The organism is Streptomyces malaysiensis subsp. samsunensis (assembly GCF_024519315.1).
GTDB lineage: Bacteria > Actinomycetota > Actinomycetes > Streptomycetales > Streptomycetaceae > Streptomyces > Streptomyces malaysiensis.
Map to the genome: position 1 here is coordinate 67,388 of NZ_JANIIC010000039.1, position 26,039 is coordinate 93,426.

The following is a 26,039-nucleotide window of genomic DNA, read 5'->3' on the forward strand; positions in this document are numbered from 1 at the left end:
GAAGCACCTACAGAATCGCTCAACGGACCGGCTTCAGCGGCAGCAGTGCGCTGATCCGGAAGCCGCCGCCCGGCCGGGGGCCCGCGTCGAGCGTGCCGCCCACCATGCCGACGCGCTCCCGCATCCCGATCAGACCGTGGCCGCTGCCGTCGGCGCCGCCGTCCTGGTACATCTCGCGCTGCGCGCCCCGTCCGTCGTCCTCGACCAGCAGCCCGAGCCCGTCGTCGAAGTAGGTGAGGCGGACACTGGCGCCCACGTCCGGCCCGCCGTGCTTACGGGTGTTGGTGAGCGCCTCCTGCACGATGCGGTACGCGGTCAGCTCGACCCCGCTGGGGAGCTGGCGCGGGCTGCCCACGACCTTGAAGTCCACCGGCAGCCCGGCGCCGCGCACCTGCTCCACGAGCTCGTCGATCTGCTCCACGTCCGGCTGCGGGACGTATTCGTTCTCCTCGCCCGGCTCCCCGGTGCGCAACACACCCAGCAGCCGCCGCATCTCGGCGAGCGCCTGGCGGCCGGTGCCCGAGATCGTCTCCAGCGCCTGCCGGGTCTGTTCGGGCGAGCTGTCCAGGACGTACGCGGCGCCGTCCGCCTGCACCACCATCACCGACACGTTGTGCGCCACCACATCGTGCAGCTCCCGCGCGATCCGGGCGCGCTCGGCAGCCACCGCGACCTTCGACTGCGCCTCGCGCTCCTTCTCCAGCCGGGCGGCCCGCTCCTCGAGCTGGGCGTAGTAGGCGCGGCGGGTGCGGATCGAGTCGCCGAGCACCCAGGCCAGCACGAACGGGATGGAGACGAAGACCGCCGAGACGACATCCTCCCACCAGCCCTGCTGGGAGTGCGGCCAGCGGAGGGTCGCGAGGGGGGCCGCGCCGAACGCCATCGCCAGCGCGAAGCGGGAGGCCGGGCGCGAGGAGGTGACCGCCACCGTGTAGACGATCACCAGCATGGCGAAGTCGGTCGGATTGGGCTTGAGGTTCGTGGCCATCTGGGCGAGACCGCACAAGATCGCCAGCACCAGCATCTTCTCGGGGGCGCGGCGACGCAGCGCGATCGTCGCCCCCAGCGCCAGGATGATCAGCACGCCCACGGCGCGGGGGCCCCGGCCCATCGACGCCTCCGAGAGCCACAGGAAACCGAAGCCGACGAGGAGGACGGCCCAGAAGGTGTCCACCCCTGTCGGATGCCTGCGGAGAAATTCGTAGAGGCGCTGCACGTCACCCAGCGTAGGCACCGCTGAACCCTCTCGGGTCAGCCCGAGGGGCGATCCGTACCGCCCGGTCCTACTCCCCAAGGTGGAGACCACTCCGCATAGCGTGGCGGTGTGGCGAGTGAGAAGCATGAGTGGAGCGGATGGCGTACGGCGGCCGAACGGGCGCTGTACGGAGCGGGCGGCTTCTATCGGCGCCCGGAGGGCCCGGCAGGGCATTTCCGCACGTCGGTGCATGCCTCCCCGCTCTTCGCCCGGGCCGTGGCGGAGCTGCTTGGCCGAGTGGACGAGGCGCTGGGGCGCCCCGCCGAGCTGGCGCTGGTGGACCTGGGCGCCGGCCGCGGTGAGCTGCTCACCCGGGTGCTCGCCCTGGCCCCCGGGCTGCCGCACGGGCGGGGCCGGCGGCTGCGCCCCTACGCGGTGGAGCGGGCGGAGCGGCCGACGGGCCTGGACCGGCGGATCGCCTGGCTCGACGCCCCGCCGGACGGCTGCGCGGGGCTGCTGTTCGCCAATGAGTGGCTCGACAACGTCCCGGTGGACATCGCCGAGACCGACGAGGACGGGGTGCCGCGCCGGGTCGAGGTGGATCTCACATCCGGGGACGGCACCGAGCGGCTGGGCGACCCGGTGAACGGCGAGGACGCCGCGTGGCTGGCCCGCTGGTGGCCCCTGGCGGGCGCCGAACCGGGGCTGCGCGCCGAGATCGGCCATCCGCGCGAGACGGCCTGGGCGCGGGCCGTGGGCTCCCTGCGGGCGGGGTTCGCGGTCGCCGTCGACTACGCCCATGAACGCGCCGCCCGGCCCCCCTTCGGCACGCTGACCGGCTTCCGCGAGGGGCGCGAGGTCCGGCCCGTCCCCGACGGCTCCCGCGATCTGACGGCGCATGTCGCGATGGACGCGTGCGCCGCCGCGGCCGGGCCCGGCTCCGGGCTGCTGACCCAGCGCGAGGCGCTGCGCGCCTTGGGCCTCGACGCCCGCCGCCCCCCGCTCGCCCTGGCCTCCACCGACCCCACCGCCTATGTCCACGCCCTCAGCGCGGCGGGCGAGGTCGCCGAGTTGACCGATCCGGCCGGTCTGGGCGCCTTCACCTGGCTGCTCCACACGGTGGATCTGCCGCACGACCCGCTCCGGCCGTAGCGGGTGTCCACGGGGCTTGACGCCCGCGGCGGGCCGTTTCCCCTACCCGCCCCTTCCCACAACCGGGGCTCCGCCCCAGACCCCGGGCCCTACCACGCAGCACATCGGTACACGGCTCCCCCGCTGGGCGGGACTCCACCACCGGACGCGGCTCCGCCGCCGGACGGGGCTCCACCCCGGGACGGGGCTCCACCGCCCGGCAGGGCTGGGCCACCCGACGGGGCTCCACCACCCGGCGGGACTCCACCACCGGACGGGGCTCCACCGCCGGGCAGGACTCCGCCACCGGACGGGGCTCCACCCCGGGACAGGGCTCCACCGCCCGGCAGGGCTGGGCCACCCGACAGAGCTCCACCACCCGGCGGGGCTGGGCCACCCGGCAGGGCTAGGCCACCCGGCAGGGCTCCGCCCCTGGACCCCGGGGTCCAGGGGCGGAGCTCCTGGTACGGGAAGGGGCGGGTAGGGGAAAGGCCCGCCGGGCAGCTGAGAGACTGGTACGCATGACGGAGACGACGGTCGGCATCGGCGGCGCCGCGGAGAGCACCGACATGGTGCTCAACATCGGCCCACAGCACCCCTCCACCCATGGAGTGCTACGGCTGCGGCTGGTCCTCGACGGAGAGCGGATCCGCAGCGCCGAACCGGTGATCGGCTATATGCACCGGGGCGCGGAAAAGCTCTTCGAGGCGCGCGACTACCGCCAGATCATCATGCTCGCCAACCGCCACGACTGGCTCTCCGCCTTCTCCAACGAACTCGGCGTCGTGCTCGCCGTCGAGCGGATGCTGGGCATGGAGGTCCCGGAGCGCGCGGTGTGGACCCGTACGCTGCTCGCCGAGCTCAACCGGGTCCTGAACCATCTGATGTTCCTCGGCTCCTACCCCCTGGAGCTGGGCGGCATCACGCCGATCTTCTACGCGTTCCGGGAGCGCGAGGACCTCCAGCACGTCATGGAGGAGATCTCCGGCGGCCGGATGCACTACATGTTCAACCGGGTCGGCGGCCTCAAGGACGACCTCCCGGCGGGCTGGCTGGGCCGCGCCCGGCAGGCGGTGGCCGAGGTCCGTTCGCGGATGGGCGTGTACGACGACCTGGTGCTCGGCAACGAGATCTTCCGGGGCCGCACCCGCGACGTCGGCGTGCTGGCCCGCGAGACGGTGCACGCGTACGGGGTCAGCGGCCCCATCGCCCGGGCCTCGGGCGTCGACTTCGACCTGCGGCGCGACGAGCCGTATCTGGCCTACGCGGATCTCCAGGACGTCCTGCGAGTCGCCATCCGCCAGGAGGGCGACTGCCTCGCCCGCTTCGAATGCCTGCTGGAGCAGACGCACAACTCCCTGGCGCTGGCCGACGCCTGTCTGGACCGGATCGACGAACTCCCGCCGGGGCCGATCAACCAGCGGCTGCCGAAGGTGCTCAAGGCGCCCGAGGGCCACACCTACGCCTGGACCGAGAACCCGCTCGGCCTCAACGGCTACTACCTGGTCTCCAAGGGCGAGAAGACGCCGTACCGGCTGAAGCTCCGCTCGGCCTCGTACAACAACATCCAGGCGCTCACCGAGCTGCTGCCGGGCACCCTGGTGGCCGACATGGTGGCGATCCTGGGGTCGCTCTTCTTCGTCGTCGGCGACATCGACAAGTAGACATCGACGAGCCGCCGATGAGCCCGCGGGCGAGCCGCGCGGGCGATCCCCTTACGAGATCGCGCTGCGCAGCTCCCCGAGGTCGATCTGCTCCGTTTCGTCGTGCGCGGTCAGGTCGATGACCTCGCCCACGGCGCCCTTCCTGGTCTCCGCGATGGTCTCGTCGCCGATGACGTCCGCGAGGTCCTCCTCGGCGGCCGGTTCGGGCTCCCGCTTCTGCTTCTTCGGGTGGTGCTTCTTCTGGGTGCCGAAGTAGTCGAAGCCGCTCTCCGAACGGGAGGCGGCCCGGCGTGCCGCGGCATACGGCACCACCGCCGAGGCGGCCGTACGGGCATGGGCGCGCGGCTCCTGGGGGCCGTCGCCGTCCTGCCCGCCGGCCGCCGGGGGCTTCCCCAGCGTGGCGGCACCGTCCTTGCCCCGGTTCTCGCGCCGGCCCTTACGGTCGTCGCGCTCCGGGGCCGTCTCCGGGGCCTGCTCCGAGTCGTTCTCCGGGTTGTTGTCCCGGTTGTTGTCCGGGTTGTTGTCCGAAGCCCCGGTCCGGGCGCCCTCGGCGGCGGCCTGCTCGCGCCGCTCCTTCTGCCGCCGGGCGCTCTCCCTGAGCCGGCTCAGCGCCTCGTCGGCCTTGGCGTACGCGGCGGGCGACGGCACGATGAGCAGGGCGGCGGACTCGTCCGGCTCATCCGGTGCGGCGGCCTCGGCGGCCCCGGCCTCCAGCGCCTTCGCCGGGGACGCGGCCTCCAGCGCGAGCCTGCGGCGCCCCTCCAGGGCGCTGGCCCGCTCGGTCTCGGCCGTGGCGTAGCGGCGCAGCAGTTCGGCGTGTTCGTTGCGCAACCGGGCGAGTTCGGCGCGCTTGGCGCGGAGCCGGGTGTTGAGCGCGGTGCGGAGCTCGCTCGTCTTCTCGGCGTCCGCCTCGAGCTCCGCGATCCGCTCCTCGTACTTCATCTCCTGGCGCGCGGTCTCGCTCGCGGCCTCCGCGACCCGGCGGCCGGCCGAGCGGTCCCAGCGGCGCAGCAGAACGGCCCCGACGACCGCGGCGCCGGCCGCGGTCGCGGCAAGCCCACGGATCACGACCGTATCGCCGACCAGCCAGGCACCGGCGGCGCAGGTTATTGACACGACCGCGACCGAAGCGGAGGGGAGGAGCCTGTGCAGGGGTGGGGATTGGCGGTGGCGTCCACGTGGCATGGCCCGAAACTTACCGTGCAAAGGGGTCGCTTGGGTGCCCGCCGGGCCAGATCTGTTGTCAATCCGTTGGCAAATGCGGCGGTTGTGTGCCCGTGATCCCTTGCCGAGCCCTCCCGAGCCCTCGCCGACGGGGATTTGATCCTACTTCACCAGTCCCTTGTCCTTGAGGTAGTCGGCGGCCACATCCGTCGGCTTGAGCCGCTCGGCGTCAACTTTCTTGTTGAGTTGCCTCAGATCGGCGGTCGTCAGCACCTTGGTGAGCTTGTTCAGGGTGTCCGCGATCTTCTGCGAACCGGCGGACTTCGCATTCACCACGGGAAGTACGTTGTCGGCATTCTGGAGATTTTTGTCATCGTCGAGCAGGACGAGCCCGAACTGATCCAGTGTGCTGTCCGTGGTCGTGGTCAGGACCATCTGGTCCTTGCCGTCCTTGACCGCCTGCTTGGCCTGGACGCTGCCGATGTCCAGCGGGTCGATCCCGGCGATGTCGATGCCGTACCTCTTCTCCAGACCCGGCTGGCAGAAGGGCCGCTGGGGGCATTCGTCGCCCGCCGCCAGGGTGACCTTCTGCTTCGACTTCCCGAGGTCGGAGAGCGTCTTGAGATCATGTTTCTCGGCGAACTCACGGCTGACCGCGAAGGCGTTCTGGTCCACGGCCTTGCCCGCGTCCAGCACCTTCAGCCCGCGCGGTTCGGCGAGCTTCTTCAGCGCCGTGACCGTCTTGTTGACGTCCGAGGAGGCCACCGGGGCGGCATTCGGCCCGTTCTTCTTCTGGTTCAGGAATTCCGCCAGCGTCGCCGCGTACTCCGGCACGACATCCATCTGGCCCTTCTCCAGGGCCGGTTCATACAGCTCACGGGCGTCCACCGTCTTGATGGAGGTGGAATAGCCGGAGTCCTTCAGAAGACCCGCGTACAGCTCCGCGAGGATCTTCGACTCGGAGAAGGAGGCGGACCCGATCACCAGCGAGCCCTTGCCCGGTTTCCCGGAGCTGTCGCCGCCGCCCGACTTCTCCAGGCTGTCCCCGCCGCAGGCGGTCAGTCCGGCAGTCAGTGCGGCGACCCCCGCCACGGCGGCAGCCGCCCGATAGATCTTGCTCATGGTTCCCCATCCGTAGTTGTGGCCGCAGTTGTGGCCGCGTTGTCGGCGTTGTCGGCGCCTTCCGCGGTATCCGCGCTTCCCGCGCTTTCCGCGCTTTCCGCGTCGTCCGCGATATATGCGTCATCCGCGCTCCGCACGGTGTCCGCGTTGGCCGTCCGCGTTGTCCATCCTGGGGTCCGCACGCATCGCGTCCGGCCGCGGGAGGGCCCGGCCCGCGGGTGCTACGTCGTGAGCGCCGGGGAGGCCGGTGCCTGATCGGCGGGCGGGCGACGGGCCGCGGCCGACCGCCGCCCCGTCCTGCGCCGCATCGGGTCGAGCGCCAGCCCCAGCACCACGAAGACCCCCTCGACGACCAGCGCCAGGGCCGCGACCAGCACCGCACCGGCCACCACCTGGGGGGTGTCGGTGAGCCGGAAGCCCGCGGTGATGATCCGGCCGAGACCGCCGCCGCCGGGCAGCGCGGCCAGCGTCGCGGTGGCCACGACCTGCACGGCGGCCGTCCGTACGCCCGTCATGATGAGCGGGAACGCCAGTGGCAACTCGACCCTGCGGATCAGCTGGCCGCCCGTCATCCCCATGCCACGGGCCGCCTCCACGACCTCGCGGTCCGCCTCGCGCACCCCGACATAGGCGTTGGTGAGCAGCGGCGGGATGGCGAACAGCACCAGCGCGATGATCGTGGGCCACTGGCCGTGCGTCCCCAGCGGGCTGAGCAGCAACAGCACCAGTACGGCGAAGGTGGGCACCGCGCGCCCCGCGTTGGAGATGTTGACCGCGAGCGCGCCGCCCTTGCCGATATGGCCGAGGGCCACGGCGATCGGCAGCGCCACCAGGCACGAGATCGCCAGGCAGGCGAAGGTGAGGAAGAGGTGCTGGCCCAGCCGGTGCCACACCCCGTCGGGGCCCACCCAGTGCGAACCGGTGGCCAGCCAGGTCCACGCCTCGGTGACGATGTCCATCAGGTGGTGCCCTTCCGACTCTTGCGTGCCCACGGCGTCAGCAGCCGCTGGATGGCGAGCAGCAGCAGATCCGCCACGACCGCCAGCGCCACGCACAGCACCGAGGCGGTGAGCACCTCGGCCTTGAAGAAGCTGCGCATGCCCTCGTAGATGAGGTTGCCGAGGCCGCCGTATCCGATGATCGCACCCACCGTGGTGAGCGAGACCGTGGAGACGGTGGTGATCCGCAGCCCGGCCATCAGCGCGGGCAGCGCGAGGGGCAGTTCCACGCCGAAGAGCAGCCGCAGCGGGCCGTACCCCATGCCCCGGGCCGCCTCCCTCGCCTCCTCGGGCACCGAGGCGAGCCCGGCCATGATGTTGCGCACCAGGATCGTGAGCGAATAGAGCACCAGACCGGTGATCACCACCGCGACCGAGACCCCGAACACGGGCAGCAGCAGCGAGAACATCGCCAGCGAGGGCACCGTGTAGAGGATCGTGGTCAGCCCCAGCACCGGACCCGCCACGGCCCGCCAGCGGCGGGCCAGCAGCGCCAGCGGAAAGGCGACCAGGAGACCGATCGCCACCGAGGCGAGTGTGATCCATACATGTTCGAGCGTCGCGTCCGTCAGCTCTTGACCGCGTGTGCGTACATACTCACCGCATATCCACTCGTTACTGATCAGACAGTTCCCGTCGGCCATACGCTCACCTCCCCCGTCGGGTCGCGGGCCGGTTGCTCATCACAATTTCCAGGTGACCCTAACCCCGGGAGATGACAATCTCGTCCGATCGCCACACAACAGCAACAATCTCTGCCACGAATGCGGCAACAATGGGGAGCCATGATCCGTTTCGAACATGTCACCAAGCGCTACGGCGATGGCACGACGGCCGTGGACGACCTCTCCTTCGAGGTGGCGGAGGGTGAGCTGGTCACCCTGGTCGGCCCCTCGGGCTGCGGCAAGACGACGACGATGAAGATGGTGAACCGGCTCATCGAGCCGACATCGGGGCGGATCCTGGTGGACGGCGAGGACATCGCCGAAGCGGATCCGGTCACCCTGCGCCGCCGTATCGGCTATGTCATCCAGCAGGTCGGGCTCTTCCCGCACAAGACCGTGCTCGAGAACACCTCCACCGTGCCGCATCTGCTGGGCTGGCAGCGGAAGAAGGGGCGGGAGCGCGCCGCCGAGCTGCTCGACCTGGTCGGCCTCGACCCGTCCGTCTACGGCAACCGCTACCCCGACCAGCTCTCCGGCGGCCAGCGGCAGCGCGTCGGGGTGGCCCGCGCACTGGCCGCGGATCCGCCGGTGCTGCTGATGGACGAGCCGTTCGGTGCGGTCGACCCGGTCGTTCGCGAGCGCCTTCAGACCGAATTCCTGAGACTTCAGTCACAGGTGCGCAAGACGGTGCTCTTTGTGACCCATGACATCGAGGAGGCGGTCCGGCTCGGCGACCGCATCGCGGTCTACGGCTCGGGGCGGATCGAGCAGTTCGACACCCCCGCCACGGTGCTGGGCGCGCCCGCCACCCCGTATGTGGCCGACTTCGTCGGCGCGGACCGCGGGCTGAAGCGGCTGTCGGTCACCCCCATCGAACCCGGCGACCTGGAGCAGCCGCCCGTGGTCCACCTGGACGACCCGCTCTCCAAGGCGGCCGCCAAGCTGACCGCGGAGGGGGCACGCTGGGCCGTGGTCCTGGACGACGCGGAGCGGCTGCACGGCTGGATCCCGGCGGAGGCGGCCGACGGCGACCGGGGGACCGTACGGGACCACGCCCGGCGGATGGAGGCGTGGCTGCCGGTGGGGGCACCGCTGAAGCAGGCGTTCAGCACGATGCTCCAGCACGACGCGGGCTGGATCGCGGTCCTGGACGAGGACCGCTTCCTCGGCGTCCTCACCCCGGCCCGGCTCCATGAGGCCCTGCGCCGCTCGATCGACGCCGACGCGGGCGGTATCGCGCGGGGGGACGTCCAGCTCCAGACCGTCGCCGACGTGTAGGTCCGCAGGGGCGCGGGGCCGTGTCGATGTGCGGCTCCGCCGCGGCTGTGTCGATGTGCGGCTCCGCCGCGTGGGCGACCAGCCACGACGGCGCCGCAGACGATCGACGGCAGCTCAGGGCACTTCCAGCGGAGCGCTTAGGCGGCCGCCGAGCCATTCCAGGGCGGCGGGGACCTCCCGTTTCCAGGTGTTGAAGTTGTGGCCGCCGGTGCTCAGGATGATCGACGAGATCCGGGTCGGCTCCCCGCGCCGGTTCAGCCGCTTCACCTTGTTCACGAAGCGCACGGTGTCCCGGTAGTTGTCCTCGCCGTGCCGGCTGCTGGACACCAGGAGCGACACCGGCGGCGCGGGCTTGTGGTCCAGCCGCCACATCAGGTCGTTCTCCCGCTTCAGCCGCTCGCTGCCGCCGAAGAGATCGCCCGTGGTCGCGTCGATCGGGGCCTGGTACGACGGGGAGAGCCCGACCGCCGCGGAGTAGGCGTCGGGGTGACGCATCGCCATCTTCAAGGCGCAGTAGCCGCCGGTGGAATTGCCGATGACGCCCCAGTTACGGGCCCGTTTGCCCACCCGGTAGTGATCGGCCACGGCCTTCGGCAGGTCCTTGGTGAAGAACGTCTCGGTCCGCGGCCCGCCGGGCACGTCCACGCATTCGGTGTCGCGCGGCGGGGCGACAGTCGGCCGCATCATCACCAGGACGAGGGGTTGCATCCTCCCCGATTTGACCAACTTATGGGAGTTCTGGGGGTATTTCAGGCCATTGATAAGAGCTTCGGCGGTGCCCGGGTATCCGGTGAGCACCAGTGCGGCGGGGAAGGTCCGCCGGGCGTACTCCGGCCGGAAGTACTCCGGCGGCAGATAGATGTACGCGGGGCTCGCGATCCCGGAGACCGGCCCCCGGATGTTCACCTTCTCCAGGCGTCCGGCGACCTTGGGCGCCGAGTCGCCCGCCACGGCCAGGCGCCGGGTGTCGGTGACCCGCACCCGGGTGCCCGGGGTGTCATGGTCCACCACGACACCCGGATCGTCCTGCGTACCGAAGAGGTCGGACCAGGAACCATAGAATCCGAAGGACTGATTGGCGAACAGTCCGAACGCCACGAACACGGACAGCTGCGTCCCCAGTAGCATGCCGACCCGGCCGAGCACGGGAGCCACTCCGCGCCCGGCCAGCCGGGGCCACAGCCATATCGTGGCCGCGAACAGCAGCAACGCCGCGACGGCCGCCGCGATCACGATGATGTTGCTCGTGAGACCCATCACTATCTTTCTGCCGGGCGGCCGGCCCCCCGTGCCGCCGGGGGAACCTCCCAGCCGTAACCGGGGAATGAACCCCGTTCCTTTGAACGCCGTCTTACAGGGCGCAAATCGCGCGGATGCCGCGCAACAGAACCGAAGATTCTCTTGACCGAAGCGACGGGAATACATATGTCTGACAGTCAAGATGCCGAAACATCCGGGAAGGTTCCCACCCGGATACGGCGCCTGCTGCGCGGCCCCAGGCCGGAGGCGGTACCCACCGTCGTCGGCACCGCCTGCACGCTCATCGGGCTGATGGACATCGTCTTCCCCCGGCTGCGCCACAGCAGGGTGCACGCCCTGGCCGAGCTGCTGCCCGGCGCCGTGAGCTCCCTGGCGGCCGCCGCCTCGATCGTGGTCGGTCTGCTGCTGCTGATGCTGGCCCACGGCCTCAAACGGCGTAAGCGGCGGGCCTGGGTCGCGGCGGTGGGGCTGCTGCCCGTCGGCGCGGCCGCCCAGCTGCTCTACCGGCACTCGGTCATCGGCATGGTGCTCTCCATCGTTCTGATGGCGGTGCTGATCCGCTACCGCGCCGAGTTCGCGGCGCTGCCGGATCCGCGCAGCCGCTGGATGGCGCTGGCCAACTTCGTAGTCATGGGCGCGGTCAGTGTCACCCTGGGACTGCTCATCGTCCGTTCGCATCCGGACACCATCGAAGGAAGTCCGTCGCTCAGCGAACAGCTGGAGCATGTCCTCTGGGGCCTGTTCGGCTTCGAGGGGCCGGTCGACTACCGCCACGGCGCGGACTACACCGTCGGCTACTCGCTCGGCGCGCTGGGCCTGCTGACCGTCGCCACCACCCTCTATCTCGCCTTCCGCCCCGAACACCCCGCCGCCCGCCTCACCCCCGGGGACGAGGAGCGGCTGCGGGACCTGCTCGCCGCCCACGGGCGCCGCGACTCGCTCGGCCACTTCGCGCTCCGCCGCGACAAGGCCGTGGTCTTCTCCCCCACCGGCAAGGCCGCGGTCTGCTACCGCGTGGTCTCCGGGGTGATGCTCGCCAGCGGCGACCCGGTCGGCGATGTGGAGGCATGGCCCGGCGCGATCGCCCGCTTCATGGAGGAGGCGCGGGCCCACTCCTGGACCCCGGCGGTGATGGGGTGCAGCGAGACCGGCGGCGAGGTGTGGACCCGGGAGACCGGCCTGGACGCGCTCGAACTCGGGGACGAGGCCATCGTCGATGTGGCGGACTTCACCCTGTCCGGGCGCGCCATGCGCAACGTACGCCAGATGGTCAAGCGGATCGAACGGGCCGGCTACGAGACCCGGGTGCGGCGCGCCGCCGAGCTGGACCCCGAGGAGCTGGACACCATCCGTCGCGCCGCCGCCGACTGGCGGGACACCGACACCGAGCGCGGCTTCTCGATGGCGCTGGGCCGGATCGGTGACCCGGCGGACGGGGACGCGGTGATCGCCACCGCCCACAAGGCCGCCGACGAGGGCGCCGAGGAGGGTCCGTACGGGGACCTCAAGGCCGTTCTGCACTTCGTGCCGTGGGGCCGGGACGGGATGTCCCTGGAGCTGATGCGGCGCGACCGGAGCGCCGACCCGGGCATGAACGAGCTGCTGATCGTGGCCGCGCTGCGGGCCGCCCCCGGGCTGGGCGTGGAGCGGGTGTCGCTGAACTTCGCGATGTTCCGCTCGGCGCTGGCGCGCGGCGAGAAGCTGGGCGCGGGCCCGGTGCTGCGCGGCTGGCGGGCGCTGCTGGTGTTCCTCTCCCGCTGGTTCCAGATCGAGTCGCTGTACAAGTTCAACGCGAAGTTCCAGCCGCGCTGGGAGCCGCGTTTCGTGGTCTTCCGCAACACCCGCGACCTGCCCCGGATCGGCCTGGCCGCGATGCAGGCCGAGGGCTTCGTCTCGCTGGCCCTGCCCCGGCTGCTGCGCCGCGGCCGGCGCCCCGAGCCCCGGCCCTGCGCCCATCGGGACGTGGACGAGGGCCGGGCGCTGCAACAGGCGGCCTGATCCAGAAGGCGCCCCCCTGCGCCTAGGCTGGGCACATGAGCACGTTGCATGGGCGGGGCCGGGTGGCCGGATTGCCGGATTGGGACCGGTGCGCGGTGATGGGCGTGGTGAACGTCACTCCCGACTCCTTCTCCGACGGCGGCCAGTGGTTCGACACCGACCTGGCCGTCAAGCACGGTCTCGATCTTCTCGCCGCCGGGGCCGACCTGGTGGACGTCGGCGGTGAGTCGACCCGGCCCGGCGCGGCCCGCGTCGACGAGGCCGAGGAGCTGCGCCGGGTGATCCCCGTGGTCCGGGAGCTGGCCGCGGCCGGGGCCGTGATCAGCGTGGACACCATGCGGGCCGCGGTGGCCGAACGGGCCGTGGAGGCCGGGGCCCGGCTGGTCAACGACGTCAGCGGGGGCGGCGCCGACCCCGCGATGGTGCCCATGGTGGCCGCGGCGGGGGTGCCGTTCGTGGTCATGCACTGGCGCGGCGAGTCGATCGACATGAACAACCGAGCGGTGTACGCGGACGTGGTCGGCGAGGTGGTCGCCGAGCTGCGGACCGGCCTGGAGCGGGCGGTCGCGGGCGGTATCGACCCCGAGCGGATCGTGGTCGACCCGGGGCTGGGCTTCGCCAAGAACGCCGGGCACGACCTGGCACTGGTGGCCCATCTGGCCGCGCTGCGCGAGCTGGGCCGGCCGCTGCTGGTGGCGGCCTCCCGCAAGCGGTTCCTGGGCCGCGTCCTGGCCGGCGACGAGGGCAGCCCGCCGCCCGCCCGGGAGCGGGACGCGGCCACCGCGGCGGTCTCCGCGCTCGCGGCGCGCGAGGGCGCCTGGGCCGTCCGGGTGCACGAGGTACGGGCCAGCGCCGACGCGGTGCGCGTGGCGCGGGCCATCGAAGCGGCCGAGACCACGGCGGGAGCGCTGTGACTTCCCTTACGGACAACGAGCGTGTGGCGCTGGTGAACACCGCGCTGTACGACGCGATGGAGCAGGGCGACCACAGCACCCTTCAGCGGCTGTGGCTGGACTCCCCCGACACCGAGGTGTCCTGTGTCCACCCGGGCTGGCCGGTGTTGCGCGGCCGGGGCGAGGTGCTCCGCTCCTACGCGCTGATCATGGCCAACACGGACTACATCCAGTTCTTCCTGACGGATGTCGAGGTGTCGGTGATGACCGACACCGCCCTGGTGACCTGCACCGAGAACATCCTCAGCGGCGCCCCCGCGGAGGAGGAGGGCCAGCTCGGCCCGCTGGTGGGCCAGCTGGTCGTGGCGACGAACGTGTTCCGCCGGACGGAGGACGGCTGGAAGGTGTGGTCGCACCACGGCTCCCCGGTGCTCGCGGAGAGCGACGACGACGAGCCGGGCGGTCCCGAAGGCCCCGCCGACGACGGGTTGCTGCCGGACTGAGGTCACCCCGTTCGAGCCCCGCGAGGCGGGGGTAGAAGGCTGTGGCGCGGAGTGTCGGCAGCGGGCACCGCCCACCCCATGGGCGAGTGCCGTCGGAGCCCGCAGGTAGATTCGAGGCAGGTACCCCCGCATACGGCAGGGGACGGGTGGTGCGTTCCGGCCAGGACGGGACGTGCCCGCGTACCGACGACCAGCAGGAGTGATTCAGGTGGATCGTGTCGCGCTGCGCGGCCTGAAGGCTCGCGGGCACCACGGTGTGCTACCCCACGAGCGCGAGGAGGGCCAGGACTTCGTCGTGGACCTCGTGCTCGGCCTGGACACTCGGCCCGCCGCGGCTGACGACGACCTCGGCAAGACCGTCCACTACGGCGTGGTGGCGGAGGAGGTCGTGCACGTGGTGCGGGGTGAGCCGGTCGATCTGATCGAGACGCTGGCCGAGCTGATCGCGGACCGGTGCCTCGAGCACGACGTGGTGCGGGAGGTCGAGGTCGTGGTGCACAAGCCGCAGGCCCCGATCACCGTGCCCTTCGACGACGTGACCATCACCATCACCCGGAGCCGAGTATGAGCAGCAGCGACCCGACCGTGCAGCCCGTTCCCACCTCCGTGGTGGAGCAGGTGGACGCCGCCGATGTGACGTTGAGCAACCCCAAACGGGCGGTGATCTCGCTCGGCAGCAACCTGGGCAACCGCCTGGAGACCCTCCAGGGCGCCATCGACGCGCTGGAGGACACCCCGGGCCTGCGGGTCAAGGCCGTGTCGCCGGTGTACGAGACGGACCCGTGGGGCGTGGCGCCCGGCGCCCAGGCCACGTACTTCAACGCGGTGGTGCTGATCAAGACGACGCTGCCGCCGTCCTCGCTGCTGGAGCGCGGTCATGCGATCGAGGAGGCGTTCGAGCGGGTGCGGGACGAGCGCTGGGGCCCGCGCACCATCGACGTGGACATCGTGGCGTACCAGGACGTGGTGTCCGACGACCCTCAGCTGACCCTGCCGCATCCGCGCGCCCATGAGCGCGCCTTCGTGCTGGTGCCGTGGCACGACGTGGACCCGCAGGCCGAGGTCCCCGGGCGCGGGCCGGTCGCGGGGCTGCTGGCCGCGATGGGCCAGGAGGGGGTCCGGGTCCGCGTCGATCTGGAACTGCGACTGCCGGAGTAGACGTTGATCCGGATAGGTTCCGGACACGTTGGCACGTACTGAATTGAGGGGCGACCGCTCGGTGAAGCAACTTCGGATCGGGGTGCTGGTCGGGCTGTTCGCCGTGGCCGGCGTGGTGTCGTGGGCGGGTGCCCGGCTGTGGGACACGTTCGGATCGCTGCCCAGCGTCCCGGTGGCCGCGCCGATCGTGCTGGCCCTGATCGCGGTCGTGCTGACCGCCACCGCGCTGTCGCTGCGGTCCCGGCTGCGCGCCCAGCGGGAGCGCGAGCCCGACGCCAAGGGCGTGGACCCGATGGTGGCCGCCCGTGCGGTGGTCTTCGGGCAGGCCAGTGCGCTGGTGGCGGCGCTGATCGCGGGGATGTACGGCGGTGTGGGCGTCTTCCTGGCCATGGATCAGCTCGATGTGCCCGCCCGCCGCGATCAGGCGATCTACGCCCTGGGCTCGGTCCTCGCGGGCGCGGGGGTGGTGGCGGCCGCGTTCTTCCTGGAGCGGGTCCTCAAGCTGCCCGAGGACGACGACAACGACGGCGGCAACGGCCCGAGCGCCACGGCCCGCGCCTGAGGCCCACCGGGGCGCGGCAGAGGGCCACCGCTGGGCTCGATGCGTCGCCGAGGCGTGTGGCGCCGCTCAGCGGGCCATGATGAGGCTCATGGCCTCGGCCCGGGTGGCCGGGTCGCGCAGCTGACCGCGGACGGCCGAGGTGAGGGTCTTGGCACCGGGCTTGCGCACCCCGCGCATGGTCATGCACATGTGCTCGCACTCGACGACCACGATCACCCCGCGCGGCTCCAGTATCCGCATCAGGGAGTCGGCGATCTGGGTGGTCAGCCGCTCCTGGACCTGGGGGCGGCGGGCGAAGACATCGACCAGCCGGGCCAGCTTGGACAGCCCGGTGATCTTGCCGTCGTGGGACGGGATATAGCCCACATGGGCGACGCCCACGAAGGGCACCAGATGGTGCTCACAGGAGGACATCACCTCGATGTCCTTGACCAGCACCATCTCGTCATGGCCCAGGTCGAACGTGGTGGTGAGGACGTCCTCGGGCTCCTGGTGCAGCCCCGCGAAGATCTCCTTGTACGCACGGGCGACCCGGCCCGGCGTATCGCGCAGCCCTTCCCGGTCGGGGTCCTCGCCGACGGCGATCAGCAGCTCGCGGACCGCGTTCTCGGCGCGCTTCTCGTCGAAGACGCCAATGGGGCTCTCGCCGTCCAGCGTCACCGGGTCGGTCATGGAGCTGCCTCGTTCCTCACATACACACACGAACGCGTAAATGCCGCGTCCCACCAGGCTAGAACCTGGTGGACGCGGCATTCATTCCGGGGCCACCGGGGACGGACACCGCCCCCGGTGGCGGGGGTCAGTGCTCCGAGCCGGAGCCCGAGCCCTCGGGGTGCTCGGGGCTGTCCTCCGGGGTGGTGGCCTTGGTCAGCGAAGCCGCCGAGGTGGGCTGGGCACCGTTGGCCGGGGCGAGCTCCTTGGGGGAGAGCACCGGCGGACGGGTCGAGGGCGTACGCCGCGAGGAGCCGGTCCACGCCGGGCGGGCCGGGCGCTTGACGATCGGGGCGAAGATCTCGGCGATCTCCTCCTTGTTGAGCGTCTCCTTCTCCAGCAGCGCCAGCACCAGGTTGTCCAGGACGTCCCGGTTCTCGACGAGGATCTCCCACGCCTCGTTGTGCGCGGCCTCGATGAGCTTCTTGACCTCTTCGTCCACCAGCGCGGCGACCTCTTCCGAGTAGTCGCGCTGGTGAGCCATCTCACGGCCGAGGAAGGGCTCGGAGTTGTCGGAGCCGAACTTGATCGCGCCGAGCCGCTCGGTCATGCCGTACTGCGTGACCATGGCGCGGGCCGTGGTGGTCGCCTTCTCGATGTCGTTCGACGCGCCCGTGGTCGGGTCGTGGAAGACGAGCTCCTCGGCCGCCCGGCCGCCCATCATGTAGGCGAGCTGGTCCAGCATCTCGTTGCGCGTGGTCGAGTACTTGTCCTCGTCGGGCAGGACCATGGTGTAACCCAGGGCCCGGCCTCGGGAGAGGATCGTGACCTTGTGCACCGGGTCGCTGTTCGGAGACGCCGCCGCGACCAGGGCGTGACCGCCCTCGTGGTACGCGGTGATCTTCTTCTCCTTGTCGCTCATGATCCGGGTCCGCTTCTGCGGCCCGGCCACGACTCGGTCGATCGCCTCGTCCAGGAAGTGGTTGTCGATCAGCTTCTTGTCGCTGCGGGCCGTCAGCAGGGCGGCCTCGTTCAGCACGTTCGACAGATCGGCACCGGTGAAGCCGGGGGTGCGGCGGGCGACGGCCGACAGGTCGACGTCCGGGGCGACCGGCTTGCCCTTCTGGTGGACCTTGAGGATCTCCAGCCGGCCCTGCATATCCGGGCGGTCGACGGCGATCTGCCGGTCGAAGCGGCCCGGGCGCAGCAGCGCCGGGTCGAGGATGTCGGGCCGGTTGGTGGCGGCGATCAGGATGACCCCGCCCTTCACATCGAAGCCGTCCATCTCGACGAGCAGCTGGTTCAGCGTCTGCTCGCGCTCGTCATGGCCGCCGCCCATACCGGCACCGCGGTGCCGGCCGACGGCGTCGATCTCGTCGACGAAGACGATGGCCGGGGCGTTGGCCTTGGCCTGCTCGAACAGGTCGCGGACCCGGGAGGCACCCACACCCACGAACATCTCGACGAAGTCGGAGCCGGAGATCGAGTAGAAGGGGACACCCGCCTCGCCCGCGACGGCGCGCGCGAGCAGCGTCTTACCCGTACCGGGCGGGCCGTAGAGCAGCACACCCTTGGGGATCTTGGCGCCGACGGCCTGGAACTTCGCCGGCTCCTGGAGGAACTCCTTGATCTCCTGGAGCTCCTCGACCGCCTCGTCGGCCCCCGCCACATCGGTGAAGGTCGTCTTCGGCGTGTCCTTGGTGATCAGCTTGGCCTTCGACTTCCCGAAGTTCATCACCCGGGAGCCGCCGCCCTGCATCTGGTTCATCAGGAACAGGAAGACCACGACGATCAGTACGAACGGGAGCAGCGAGAGCAGGATCCCGACGAAGGGGTTCTGCTTCGACGTCGAGACGTTGTACCCATCGGGGATCCCATTGGGCTTCTGAGCGTTGGCCTGAAGAGTCTTGGCCAGATCGACGCCCTGGTCACCGATGTAGGTGGCCTGGAGCTTGTTACTGCCCGAGATCTTGGCGACGTTGTCCTTGAGCTCGATCTTTACCTTGTGCTCGTCGCCGGTCGTCAGTTCGGCGGACTGGACCTGGTTCTGGTTGATCGCCTTGACGACCTGACTGGTGTCCACCGACTTGTAGCCGCCGGACGAGCCGACGACCTGCATCAACACGACCACGGCGAGGACGGCCAGCACGATCCACATGACCGGCCCACGGAAGTAGCGCTTCACGTCCATCCATACGGGGCGAAGCCGCCCCGTCCCTCCTGCCACAGTGAGGCACGGCACCTTGGAGGGGCGCCTGTGCGTGCGGTGTATTTGCGGTGTATGAGCTGTGTAATCCTCAGTCTCGAAAAAGACTGACCTTCGGACGGTACCCCAGCATTGTCACCCGACGCCGCCGTGGACTGTTAACAAAACCGCCTTCCCCTGCTCCAACGGCGGAAAACCCCGCCAGGTTCCCAGGGGCCGCGGCGCCCGTCAGCCGCCGTAGACGTGGGGGGCCAGGGTGCCGACGAACCGCAGGTTCCGGTACTTCTCGGCGTAGTCCAGGCCGTAGCCGACGACGAACTCGTTGGGGATGTCGAAGCCGACCCACTTCACCTCGATGGCGACCTTGGCCGCCTCCGGCTTGCGCAGCAGGGTGCAGACGTTCAGCGAGGCCGGCTCGCGCGAGCCCAGGTTAGACAGCAGCCACGACAGCGTCAGTCCGGAGTCGATGATGTCCTCGACGATCAGGACGTGTTTGCCCTTGATGTCGGTGTCCAAGTCTTTCAGGATACGCACCACACCGGAGGACTGGGTGCCCGCGCCGTAGGACGACACGGCCATCCAGTCCATGGTGACGGGCGACGACAGGGCACGCGCCAGATCCGCCATCACCATGACCGCGCCCTTGAGCACGCCGATGATCAGCAGATCCTTGTCCGCGTACTCCTCGTCGATGGCGGCGGCCAGTTCGGCCAGCTTCGCGTTGATCTCTTCCTCGGTGATGAGGACCGACTTGAGGTCGGTGCCCATGTCCTTGTCGTCCACCCGCGCCACTCTCGTTCGACTAACCGGCTCAACTGGCTCGGGCGGATCAGCCCTGCCGGATGACCAGTCTGCCACCCTCCCGGCGGACCTCGACGCGGCCGGGGAGGTTGATGGCCCGCTGCCCCCGCCAACCGGTGATCAGCCGGTCCACCTCTTCGATATGGCGGGCGAAGAGCGAACCGGCGGGGGCGCCCGCGGCGATGGCGGCGCGGCGCAGCACCCGGCGGCGGACGGCGGTGGGCAGTCCGCGCAGGCCGACGGTGTCGAGGTGCACGGCCTGCGCGCCACCGGCCGCCGCCGGTGCGGTGGTCATCACATCGGCCTCGGCGCGGGCGGCCCAGGCGTCGAGGGCGTCGGCGTCGTCGCGGGAGAGCTGGGCGGTGCGGGCGAGCGCCTCGACGACGCCCTTGCCCAGGGCCTTCTCCAGGATGGGCAGCGCCTCGTGGCGGACCCGGGAGCGGGTGTAGGACGGGTCCACGTTGTGCGGGTCGTCCCAGACGGGCAGCGACTGGGCCAGACACGCCTCGCGGACGGTGTGCCGGTCCAGCTGGAGGAAGGGGCGGCGGTAGCGGCCGCCGGTCCCGGAGACCCAGGCCATACCGGACAGCGAGCGGATGCCGGAGCCGCGGGCGAGCCCCAGCAGAACCGTCTCGGCCTGGTCGTCACGGGTGTGGCCGAGCAGCACGGCGGTGGCGCCGTGGCGCTCGGCGGCGGCGTCCAGCGCGGTGTAGCGGGCGTCCCGCGCGGCGGCCTCGGGGCCGCCGCCCCGGCCGACGGCCACGGCGATCGCCTCGACCGGCGCCAGGCCCAGGGCCCGCATCCGGTCGGCGACCTCGGCGGCGCGGGCGTCGGACCCCTGCTGGAGGCCGTGGTCGACGGTGACCCCGCCGGCGCGCAGACCGGCCCGCGGGGCCTCGAAGGCGAGGGCGGAGGCGAGTGCCATGGAGTCGGCGCCGCCGGAGCAGGCGGCGAGCACGAGGGGCGCGTCGGGGCGGGGAGCGGAGCCGCGGAGGGCGGCGGCCGGACGCGCCGGAGCGGGGGCGGAGGCCGGGGAGGGAGCCGGGGGCGAGGTGGGAGCGGAGGCCGGGGAGGGGGTGGCGGCCGAGGGCGAGGCCGAGTGGGCGACGAGGATGTCGTGGAGGACGCGGCGGACCGCGAGGCGTATCGCGGCGACCGCTGGATGGGGACCCATGTCCGTTTCCCATCTGTCATTCGAGGGGGTGCCTCGGGGGTGCGAGGGGGACTGTTCGTCACGCTGTGTATGTCGATGGTGACAGAAGCGAGCTGTTCCCCGAGCATCGCACGCCTACCCGTCGCCAACGGTCCCTCGGACGAGTGATTAAAGGGGGCGTTCGTCCGTTTCCGCGTGTGCCGGGGGTGTGCCGGTTCTAGGACTCCGCCCTACGGTGCACCCGCGCGACCCACTCCCCGGGTTTGCTGATCTCCGCCTTGGTCGGAAGGGTGTTGGGCGAGGTCCAGACCCGGTTGAAGCCGTCCATGCCGACCTGGTTCACCACGGCCCGTACGAATCGCTCTCCGTCACGGTACTGCCGCAGCTTGGCGTCGAGCCCCAGCAGCTTGCGCAGCGCCTGGTCCAGCCGGCCCGCGCCGCTCGCCCGGCGCTTCTGGAACTTCTCCCGGATCTCCGCGACGGTCGGCACGACCTCCGGCCCCACCCCGTCCATCACATAGTCGGCGTGGCCCTCCAGCAGCGACATCACCGCGGTCAGCCGGGCCAGGATCTCGCGCTGGGCCGGGGTCTGGACCAACTCGATGATGCTGGGCGCCCCCCGCCCGTCCTCGTCGTGCCCCTCGTCCCCGGGGCGGCCGCCGCCGCTGAGGGACTGGACGGCCTCGCGGACCCGCTCCAGCAGGGTGGCCGGGTCCACGTCGGTCTCGCCGAGGAACGCCTGGATCTCGGACTCGATGTGATCGCGCAGCCACGGTACGGCGGTGAACTGGGTGCGGTGGGTCTCCTCGTGCAGCGAGACCCACAGCCGGAAGTCGTGCGGGGCCACGTCGAGCTCACGCTCCACATGGACGATGTTGGGCGCCACCAGCAGCAGCCGCCCGCCGCCCGGGGAGCCGGGCAGATCGCGGGTGGCGGGCGCGAAGGTCTCGTACTGGCCGAGCACCCGGGAGGCGAGGAAGGACAGCAGCATTCCCAGCTCGACCCCGGTCACCTTGCCGCCCACCGCGCCCAGCACGGCCCCGCCGGGCAGCCCGCCGCGTCGGTCCTGCACCTTGCCGAGCAGCGGTTTGAGGATCTGCCGGAAGCCCGCCACATTGGCCCTGATCCAGCCCGCGCGGTCCACGACGAGGACAGGGGTGTCGGAACCCGGGCCGCCGGAGACGGCCATCCGGGTGAAGGCGCGGACGTGCTCCTCCGAGGACTTGGCGTGCCGGCGCAGCTCGGCGACGACGGCACGCGCCTCGTCGCGGCTCACCTCGGGCCCCGGGCGCACCAGCCGGGTCGCGGTCGCGACCGCGAGATTCCAGTCGACCATCTCCACACCACCGATGCTCGTCATGGCTTCACGGTACGTGGCCCGCGCCCCATCCGGGAGGACACCAGGGTCCGCACAGGCGGCCGCCCGGCGTCCGGAGCACCCCCGCGCTCAGCGGCAGCCGCAGTTGGCGAGGGCCGAGGCCATCCGGTCCAGGGCGCGCTGGGCGCCGTTGGCGTCGGTGGTTCCGTTGGTCATGAACGCGAAGACCAGCAGCCGCCCGTCCGCGTCCACGACCGAGCCCGCGAGGCTGTTGACCCCGGTGAGGGTGCCGGTCTTGGCGCGGACCACGCCCCGGCCGACCGCGTCCTGGGCGTAGCGGGTGCGCAGGGTGCCGGAGAAACCGGCCACCGGCAGCCCGGTGAGCAGCGACCGCAGTTCGGGGTGGTCGCGGTCTGCGGCGCGCACCAGCACCTGGGCGAGCAGCCCGGCGGACACGTGGTCGGCGCGGTCCAGCCCGCTGCCGTCCGCGATCCGCGCACCGCCCAGCGGCAGCCCCAGCTTCCGCAGCCGCTGGGTCACGGCCTTCGCCCCGCCCTCGAAGCTGGCGGACCGGCCGGCGGCGAGGGCGGTCTGCCGGGACAGGGCCTCCGCGATGTCGTTGTCGCTGGTGGTCAGCATCCGCTCGACGAGCGAGGACAGCGGCTGGGAGCGGACGGAGGCCACCGTCCGGGCGCCCTTGGCGGCCTTGCGCGACCGGGGCTCGTCCTTCACCTCGACCCCGCGGTCGCGCAGCATCGACGCGAAGGTGGCGGCCGCGTCGGCGGCCGGGTCCTCGGCGCGCGGGGCCGGGCCGTGGTCGCTGTCGTCCTTACGGCCTTCATCGGCCATCAGGGGGACGACGGGCGAGAGGTTCTCGTTGGGGCCGATCGGGTGGAGCTTCGCCCCGGAGTACAGCGATGTGTCGTAGCCGAGCCGGTAGGGGCCCGCACCGCGCTTCTTCAGGGCGCGGGCGGTGTCATCGGCCAACTGGCGCAGTGCGGCGGGGTGGTCGTCCCCCTTGACGGCCCGTGCGGTGAGCGTGGGGTCGCCGCCGCCGACCAGCACGATGTCGTTCTTCCCGGCGCCCGCCACGACGCTGGTCCTGATGCGGTGGTCCGGGCCGAGGGCGGAGAGGGCCGCGGCCCCGGTCGCGAGCTTGATCGTCGAGGCGGGGATCGTGGCCGTGCCCGCCTTGGCGCCGAACACCTGCTGACCGCTGGTCACATCCATCACCGCCACCGAGCGCTCATCGCCCAACGCGGGGTCGTCAAGCAGCGGTTCGAGCGTGTCGGCGAGCCCCGCCCCGGTGGGCGGCGGCACGGCGTCCGCACCGCTGTCCGGCGACCGGGGCGCGGACCGCGCGCCGAGCGCGGCCAGCACGGGCGCCGCGCTGGGCGCGGACTCACCCGAACCGCCGTCCCGCCCGTCGCCCGGGGCCCGCCCGTCGGCGGCGCGGGCCCGTTCGGCCGTCCGCTGACCGGCGTCCCAGGGCCCGGCCACGAGCACCGACACCACGGCGACCACCAGACCGGTCGCGGCGGAGACCGCCACCAGCTGCCAGGTCCGCTGCTGTTCCCGGGGCGTGCGCCGCCACTCGCGCCGGACGCGGGCGCGTACGCGGTTCCACTCACGCAGCCCACGGCCGCGCACGCGGTCGAACTCGCGTCGCCCGCGGCTCAGCCGGTGCCTCAGCCACTCCCTGACCTGCCACGATCGGGCTTCAGGCACGACCGACCAGCCCCTTTCGCCACCACACACCTGCGTGGGGGACACTTAATCACCAGACGTATGTGTTGATCATGGAGGAGCCACCCGTGGAGTTCGACGTCACCATCGAGATCCCGAAGGGTTCGCGGAACAAGTACGAGGTGGACCACGAGACGGGTCGCATCCGCCTTGACCGGCGACTCTTCACGTCGACCAGCTACCCCGCGGACTACGGCTTCGTCGAGAACACCCTCGGCGAGGACGGCGATCCGCTGGACGCACTGGTCATTCTCGACGAGCCGACGTTCCCCGGCTGCCTGATCAAGTGCCGTGCCATCGGCATGTTCAGGATGACGGACGAGGCGGGTGGCGATGACAAGCTGCTTTGCGTACCGGCCTCGGACCCCCGGGTGGAGCACCTGCGTGATATTCACCACGTTTCAGAGTTCGATCGCCTGGAAATCCAGCACTTCTTCGAGGTCTACAAGGACCTTGAGCCGGGAAAGTCGGTCGAGGGGGCCGATTGGGTGGGCCGCGCCGAGGCCGAGGCCGAGGTGGAGGCGTCCATCAAGCGTCTCGAGGCCGCGGGCGGCCACTGAGCCCCCCGTTCCGAGTTCTTGAGTCCTGATCACGCCGGGAGGGCGGGGCACCGTGTCGGGTGCCCCGCCCTCCCGCGTATCCGGGACATCGGCGGCCGCCGGGGCGGGCGCCGCCCCGGTCAGAAGCCCCTCGTGCGCTTGGCGGCGCGGCGGTCGGCGGGGGCGGTCGCTCCGGGCGTCTTCAGGAAGAGGCGCGCGGCCTCGCTTCCCAGGTTCACCCCTATGGCGATCGCCAGGGCCAGTGCCGCCGCCTGGGTGAGGTGCGGAATGCCGCGGTCCAGGTTGCCCTGGGCCAGGGCGAGCAGCCCGAAGTAGGTCGCGCTACCGGGCAGCAGCGGCCCTATCGCCGCCGTGACGTACGGCAGCGCCGAGGCGTATCGATAGCGCGAGAGCAGCTGCCCGAAGAGGCCGACCACACCGGCGGCGACGGTCGTGGCGGCCACGGGCGGGACGCTCGCGGTGTCCGCAAGCGCTCCGTAGACCACCCAGGCGACCCCGCCGTTGAGCGTGGCGAACAGCACGGTGTGACGTTCCTGCTGGAGCAGGATGCAGAAGGTCAGCGCGAGCAGCATCGCCGCCAGGATCTGGATGTACGGCCGCTCCACATGGCGCAGCGCCGCCTCCGGGTTGAGCTTGGCGTCGAGCTGGAGGCCCCCGTAGAGCACCGTGAGCACCCCGCACACGATGCCCACGATCAGATAGCCGACCTCCAGAAGGCGCGCCGCCGCGGTGATGTAATAGCCGGTCAGCCCGTCCTGGACGCCCGCGACCAGCGCCCGCCCCGGGATCAGCGCGAACAGCCCACCGGTGATCACGGCGGACGCCTGGAGCCCGGAGTTCGCGAGGCTCAGCGCCACCCCTATCGCGGCGGGCGGCATCGCCGCGGCCACGAACTGGTAGAACTCCGGAAGCCCGCGCCCGGAGGCCAGCCACGCCAGCCGGTCGCCCAGCATCGCACCGAGGGCCGCCGCGAAGAAGACCGGCCAGTCACCGCCGACCAGCATGCTCGCCGCGCCGGCCAGCCCTCCACCGGCCACGGTGAGCGCCCAGCCGGGGTAGGGGTGGCGGTTACGGCGTATCTCGGCCAGCCGCCGGTACGCCTCCTCCAGGGTGAACTCCTCCTGCGAGGTGATGTCGTCCACCAGCCGGAAGACCGCGGAGAGACGGGTGTAGTCGGTGCCCCGGCGCCGTACGGTCCGGCTGGCGGTGACCGGGTCGTCGACCAGCGAGGGCTGGTAGCTCACCGACAGCAGGGTGAAGGTGACGGTCGGCTCGCAGCGGTCCAGCCCGTAGGCGTGCGCCACGCCGAGCATCGCCGCCTCGACGTCCTCGGCCCCCTCGCCGCCCGCGAGCAGCAGCTCGGCGATGCGGAGGGTGAGGTCGAGCACACGCGGCACGGCAGGACCCGTGTCGTCCTGCCGCTCGATGCGCTCGGGGGCCGGGCGCTCGCTGATCGGCATGCGCAGCATCGTGCGCATCCGGTCCTGCCAGGGGGCGTCCTTGGTCAGCCGGATGACGGGGAGGCCGTTCGGCGGGGTGATGGCGGGGAAGCCGCCGGTGGTCTGGTTGTTTGAAGGGGTGATCACCCCTGCGGGCGGTACGAAGGCCGAGCCCTCGGGTTCGGCGGGAGCATCCGCGGTCAGCCCCTCGGGGACGGCGAACTCCGAGGTCGGGTGCTCGTCCTCGGGTGGCGGCGGCAGGGGTATGCCCAGGGGCGGTGTGAAGGCGCTGTGTGCCTCGTCGGACAACGGCTTCTGGTTCTCCCCCGTGTCCGCGTCCGCCGCGCTCGTCCCACGCGGCACCTGCTGACGATCCGACCTCACGTCTCCTCGCTCCTCACCAGCCCTCCCCGTTCGATTCCCGGCGGCCGAGGATGCAGCATCGGCGGCCACCGGAGCCCATTGTGCGGGGCGGTGACCGCCGAGGGGGAGTGGGGGCGGTGTGTGGCGGGTGTGAAGCCCGCTGGAAGGAGCGGCGGAGAGACGGCGGAGAGGACGCGTGGCCCCGCGGGGC

Annotated in this window: 23 protein-coding genes; 10 read left to right on the top strand and 13 right to left on the bottom strand. The window is 71.4% G+C overall.

Translation table 11 applies throughout. From position 1 onward, the window contains the following. Nucleotides 1-19: 19 nt before the first annotated feature. Nucleotides 20-1,216 carry a sensor histidine kinase gene (locus NQU54_RS29525; RefSeq protein ID WP_257633707.1) on the bottom strand — a complete coding sequence of 399 codons (1,197 nt, stop codon included), beginning with the start codon at nt 1,214-1,216 and terminating at the stop codon, nt 20-22. A 108-nt stretch (nt 1,217-1,324) separates the two neighbouring features. Between NQU54_RS29525 and NQU54_RS29530 the strand changes: the two genes are divergently transcribed. Together NQU54_RS29530 and NQU54_RS29535 are read left to right on the top strand one after the other, a co-directional pair. Further along, the gene (locus NQU54_RS29530; RefSeq protein WP_257633708.1) at nt 1,325-2,347 is read left to right on the top strand and encodes an SAM-dependent methyltransferase; all 1,023 of its coding nucleotides are present in this window, start codon (nt 1,325-1,327) and stop codon (nt 2,345-2,347) included. A gap of 500 nt (nt 2,348-2,847) precedes the next feature. After that, complete coding sequence (locus NQU54_RS29535; protein ID WP_069860880.1) at nt 2,848-3,990, top strand: NADH-quinone oxidoreductase subunit D; 1,143 nt, start codon at nt 2,848-2,850, stop codon at nt 3,988-3,990. A 51-nt stretch (nt 3,991-4,041) separates the two neighbouring features. Here the strand turns inward: NQU54_RS29535 and NQU54_RS29540 are convergent, their stop codons facing one another. The 4 genes from NQU54_RS29540 to NQU54_RS29555 form a co-directional block, all read right to left on the bottom strand. Next, nucleotides 4,042-5,175, bottom strand: coding sequence for a hypothetical protein (locus NQU54_RS29540; RefSeq protein WP_257633709.1), 1,134 nt, complete (start codon nt 5,173-5,175; stop codon nt 4,042-4,044). A 141-nt stretch (nt 5,176-5,316) separates the two neighbouring features. After that, nucleotides 5,317-6,276, bottom strand: a complete 960-nt coding sequence (locus NQU54_RS29545; RefSeq protein WP_257633710.1) for an ABC transporter substrate-binding protein — start codon at nt 6,274-6,276, stop codon at nt 5,317-5,319. 221 nt (nt 6,277-6,497) lie between these two features. Then, on the bottom strand, nt 6,498-7,235 hold the full coding sequence (locus NQU54_RS29550; protein ID WP_257633711.1) for an ABC transporter permease: 738 nt from the start codon (nt 7,233-7,235) through the stop codon (nt 6,498-6,500). Continuing rightward, entirely contained in the window at nt 7,235-7,918 is a 684-nt protein-coding gene (locus NQU54_RS29555; protein ID WP_167502188.1) for an ABC transporter permease, read from the bottom strand. The genes NQU54_RS29550 and NQU54_RS29555 overlap by 1 nt, the downstream gene beginning before the upstream one ends. Before the next feature lie 141 nt (nt 7,919-8,059). Between NQU54_RS29555 and NQU54_RS29560 the strand changes: the two genes are divergently transcribed. Then, nucleotides 8,060-9,217 (top strand): ABC transporter ATP-binding protein, encoded by a 1,158-nt coding sequence (locus NQU54_RS29560; protein ID WP_257633712.1) that lies wholly within the window; start codon nt 8,060-8,062, stop codon nt 9,215-9,217. Nucleotides 9,218-9,331: 114 nt separating this feature from the next. Here the strand turns inward: NQU54_RS29560 and NQU54_RS29565 are convergent, their stop codons facing one another. Continuing rightward, nucleotides 9,332-10,474, bottom strand: coding sequence for an alpha/beta hydrolase (locus NQU54_RS29565; protein ID WP_257633713.1), 1,143 nt, complete (start codon nt 10,472-10,474; stop codon nt 9,332-9,334). Between the two features lie 168 nt (nt 10,475-10,642). Here NQU54_RS29565 and NQU54_RS29570 point away from each other — a divergent pair, with 168 nt between their 5' ends. From NQU54_RS29570 to NQU54_RS29595, 6 genes are all read left to right on the top strand, one after another. After that, on the top strand, nt 10,643-12,475 hold the full coding sequence (locus NQU54_RS29570) for a phosphatidylglycerol lysyltransferase domain-containing protein (protein ID WP_257633714.1): 1,833 nt from the start codon (nt 10,643-10,645) through the stop codon (nt 12,473-12,475). 35 nt (nt 12,476-12,510) lie between these two features. Further along, nucleotides 12,511-13,389: a dihydropteroate synthase gene (gene folP, locus NQU54_RS29575; protein WP_257633715.1), complete on the top strand. Its 879-nt coding sequence runs from the start codon at nt 12,511-12,513 to the stop codon at nt 13,387-13,389. Then, on the top strand, nt 13,386-13,871 hold the full coding sequence (locus NQU54_RS29580; RefSeq protein WP_257633716.1) for a nuclear transport factor 2 family protein: 486 nt from the start codon (nt 13,386-13,388) through the stop codon (nt 13,869-13,871). The genes folP and NQU54_RS29580 overlap by 4 nt, the downstream gene beginning before the upstream one ends. A gap of 208 nt (nt 13,872-14,079) precedes the next feature. After that, complete coding sequence (gene folB, locus NQU54_RS29585; protein WP_257633717.1) at nt 14,080-14,439, top strand: dihydroneopterin aldolase; 360 nt, start codon at nt 14,080-14,082, stop codon at nt 14,437-14,439. After that, nucleotides 14,436-15,029, top strand: coding sequence for a 2-amino-4-hydroxy-6-hydroxymethyldihydropteridine diphosphokinase (gene folK, locus NQU54_RS29590; RefSeq protein ID WP_257633718.1), 594 nt, complete (start codon nt 14,436-14,438; stop codon nt 15,027-15,029). The genes folB and folK overlap by 4 nt, the downstream gene beginning before the upstream one ends. A 61-nt stretch (nt 15,030-15,090) precedes the next feature. Next, complete coding sequence (locus NQU54_RS29595) at nt 15,091-15,591, top strand: DUF3180 domain-containing protein (protein WP_069860892.1); 501 nt, start codon at nt 15,091-15,093, stop codon at nt 15,589-15,591. A 66-nt stretch (nt 15,592-15,657) separates the two neighbouring features. Here NQU54_RS29595 and folE read toward each other — a convergent pair whose 3' ends face one another. The 6 genes from folE to dacB form a co-directional block, all read right to left on the bottom strand. Further along, a complete protein-coding gene (folE, locus tag NQU54_RS29600) occupies nt 15,658-16,263 on the bottom strand; it encodes a GTP cyclohydrolase I FolE (protein WP_167502192.1) in 606 nt (201 codons plus the stop codon). Nucleotides 16,264-16,390: 127 nt separating this feature from the next. Next, nucleotides 16,391-18,433 (bottom strand): ATP-dependent zinc metalloprotease FtsH, encoded by a 2,043-nt coding sequence (gene ftsH / locus NQU54_RS29605; RefSeq protein ID WP_069860894.1) that lies wholly within the window; start codon nt 18,431-18,433, stop codon nt 16,391-16,393. A gap of 243 nt (nt 18,434-18,676) precedes the next feature. Then, nucleotides 18,677-19,216: a hypoxanthine phosphoribosyltransferase gene (gene hpt / locus NQU54_RS29610; protein ID WP_069861363.1), complete on the bottom strand. Its 540-nt coding sequence runs from the start codon at nt 19,214-19,216 to the stop codon at nt 18,677-18,679. Between the two features lie 61 nt (nt 19,217-19,277). Beyond that, a complete protein-coding gene (tilS, locus tag NQU54_RS29615; RefSeq protein ID WP_257633719.1) occupies nt 19,278-20,423 on the bottom strand; it encodes a tRNA lysidine(34) synthetase TilS in 1,146 nt (381 codons plus the stop codon). A 196-nt stretch (nt 20,424-20,619) separates the two neighbouring features. Continuing rightward, nucleotides 20,620-21,762 carry an Rv3626c family coenzyme F420 biosynthesis-associated protein gene (locus NQU54_RS29620; RefSeq protein WP_257633720.1) on the bottom strand — a complete coding sequence of 381 codons (1,143 nt, stop codon included), beginning with the start codon at nt 21,760-21,762 and terminating at the stop codon, nt 20,620-20,622. Between the two features lie 87 nt (nt 21,763-21,849). After that, a complete protein-coding gene (gene dacB, locus NQU54_RS29625; protein ID WP_257633721.1) occupies nt 21,850-23,448 on the bottom strand; it encodes a D-alanyl-D-alanine carboxypeptidase/D-alanyl-D-alanine endopeptidase in 1,599 nt (532 codons plus the stop codon). An 86-nt stretch (nt 23,449-23,534) separates the two neighbouring features. On the opposite strand from dacB, the gene NQU54_RS29630 reads away from it, so the two are divergent. Next, nucleotides 23,535-24,026 carry an inorganic diphosphatase gene (locus NQU54_RS29630; protein WP_069860898.1) on the top strand — a complete coding sequence of 164 codons (492 nt, stop codon included), beginning with the start codon at nt 23,535-23,537 and terminating at the stop codon, nt 24,024-24,026. A gap of 119 nt (nt 24,027-24,145) precedes the next feature. Here the strand turns inward: NQU54_RS29630 and NQU54_RS29635 are convergent, their stop codons facing one another. After that, on the bottom strand, nt 24,146-25,849 hold the full coding sequence (locus NQU54_RS29635) for a threonine/serine exporter family protein (protein WP_257633722.1): 1,704 nt from the start codon (nt 25,847-25,849) through the stop codon (nt 24,146-24,148). Nucleotides 25,850-26,039 lie beyond the last annotated feature (190 nt).

Excerpts from the sequence above, each read along its gene's own strand:
- NQU54_RS29535 (WP_069860880.1), top strand. The coding sequence starts at position 2,848 with ATGACGGAGACGACGGTCGGCATCGGCGGCGCCGCGGAGAGCACCGAC.
- NQU54_RS29540 (WP_257633709.1), bottom strand. The coding sequence starts at position 5,175 with ATGCCACGTGGACGCCACCGCCAATCCCCACCCCTGCACAGGCTCCTC.
- NQU54_RS29545 (WP_257633710.1), bottom strand. The coding sequence starts at position 6,276 with ATGAGCAAGATCTATCGGGCGGCTGCCGCCGTGGCGGGGGTCGCCGCA.
- NQU54_RS29550 (WP_257633711.1), bottom strand. The coding sequence starts at position 7,235 with ATGGACATCGTCACCGAGGCGTGGACCTGGCTGGCCACCGGTTCGCAC.
- NQU54_RS29555 (WP_167502188.1), bottom strand. The coding sequence starts at position 7,918 with ATGGCCGACGGGAACTGTCTGATCAGTAACGAGTGGATATGCGGTGAG.
- NQU54_RS29560 (WP_257633712.1), top strand. The coding sequence starts at position 8,060 with ATGATCCGTTTCGAACATGTCACCAAGCGCTACGGCGATGGCACGACG.
- NQU54_RS29565 (WP_257633713.1), bottom strand. The coding sequence starts at position 10,474 with ATGGGTCTCACGAGCAACATCATCGTGATCGCGGCGGCCGTCGCGGCG.
- NQU54_RS29570 (WP_257633714.1), top strand. The coding sequence starts at position 10,643 with ATGTCTGACAGTCAAGATGCCGAAACATCCGGGAAGGTTCCCACCCGG.
- folP (WP_257633715.1), top strand. The coding sequence starts at position 12,511 with ATGAGCACGTTGCATGGGCGGGGCCGGGTGGCCGGATTGCCGGATTGG.
- folK (WP_257633718.1), top strand. The coding sequence starts at position 14,436 with ATGAGCAGCAGCGACCCGACCGTGCAGCCCGTTCCCACCTCCGTGGTG.
- folE (WP_167502192.1), bottom strand. The coding sequence starts at position 16,263 with ATGACCGACCCGGTGACGCTGGACGGCGAGAGCCCCATTGGCGTCTTC.
- ftsH (WP_069860894.1), bottom strand. The coding sequence starts at position 18,433 with ATGGACGTGAAGCGCTACTTCCGTGGGCCGGTCATGTGGATCGTGCTG.
- hpt (WP_069861363.1), bottom strand. The coding sequence starts at position 19,216 with ATGGGCACCGACCTCAAGTCGGTCCTCATCACCGAGGAAGAGATCAAC.
- tilS (WP_257633719.1), bottom strand. The coding sequence starts at position 20,423 with ATGGGTCCCCATCCAGCGGTCGCCGCGATACGCCTCGCGGTCCGCCGC.
- NQU54_RS29620 (WP_257633720.1), bottom strand. The coding sequence starts at position 21,762 with ATGACGAGCATCGGTGGTGTGGAGATGGTCGACTGGAATCTCGCGGTC.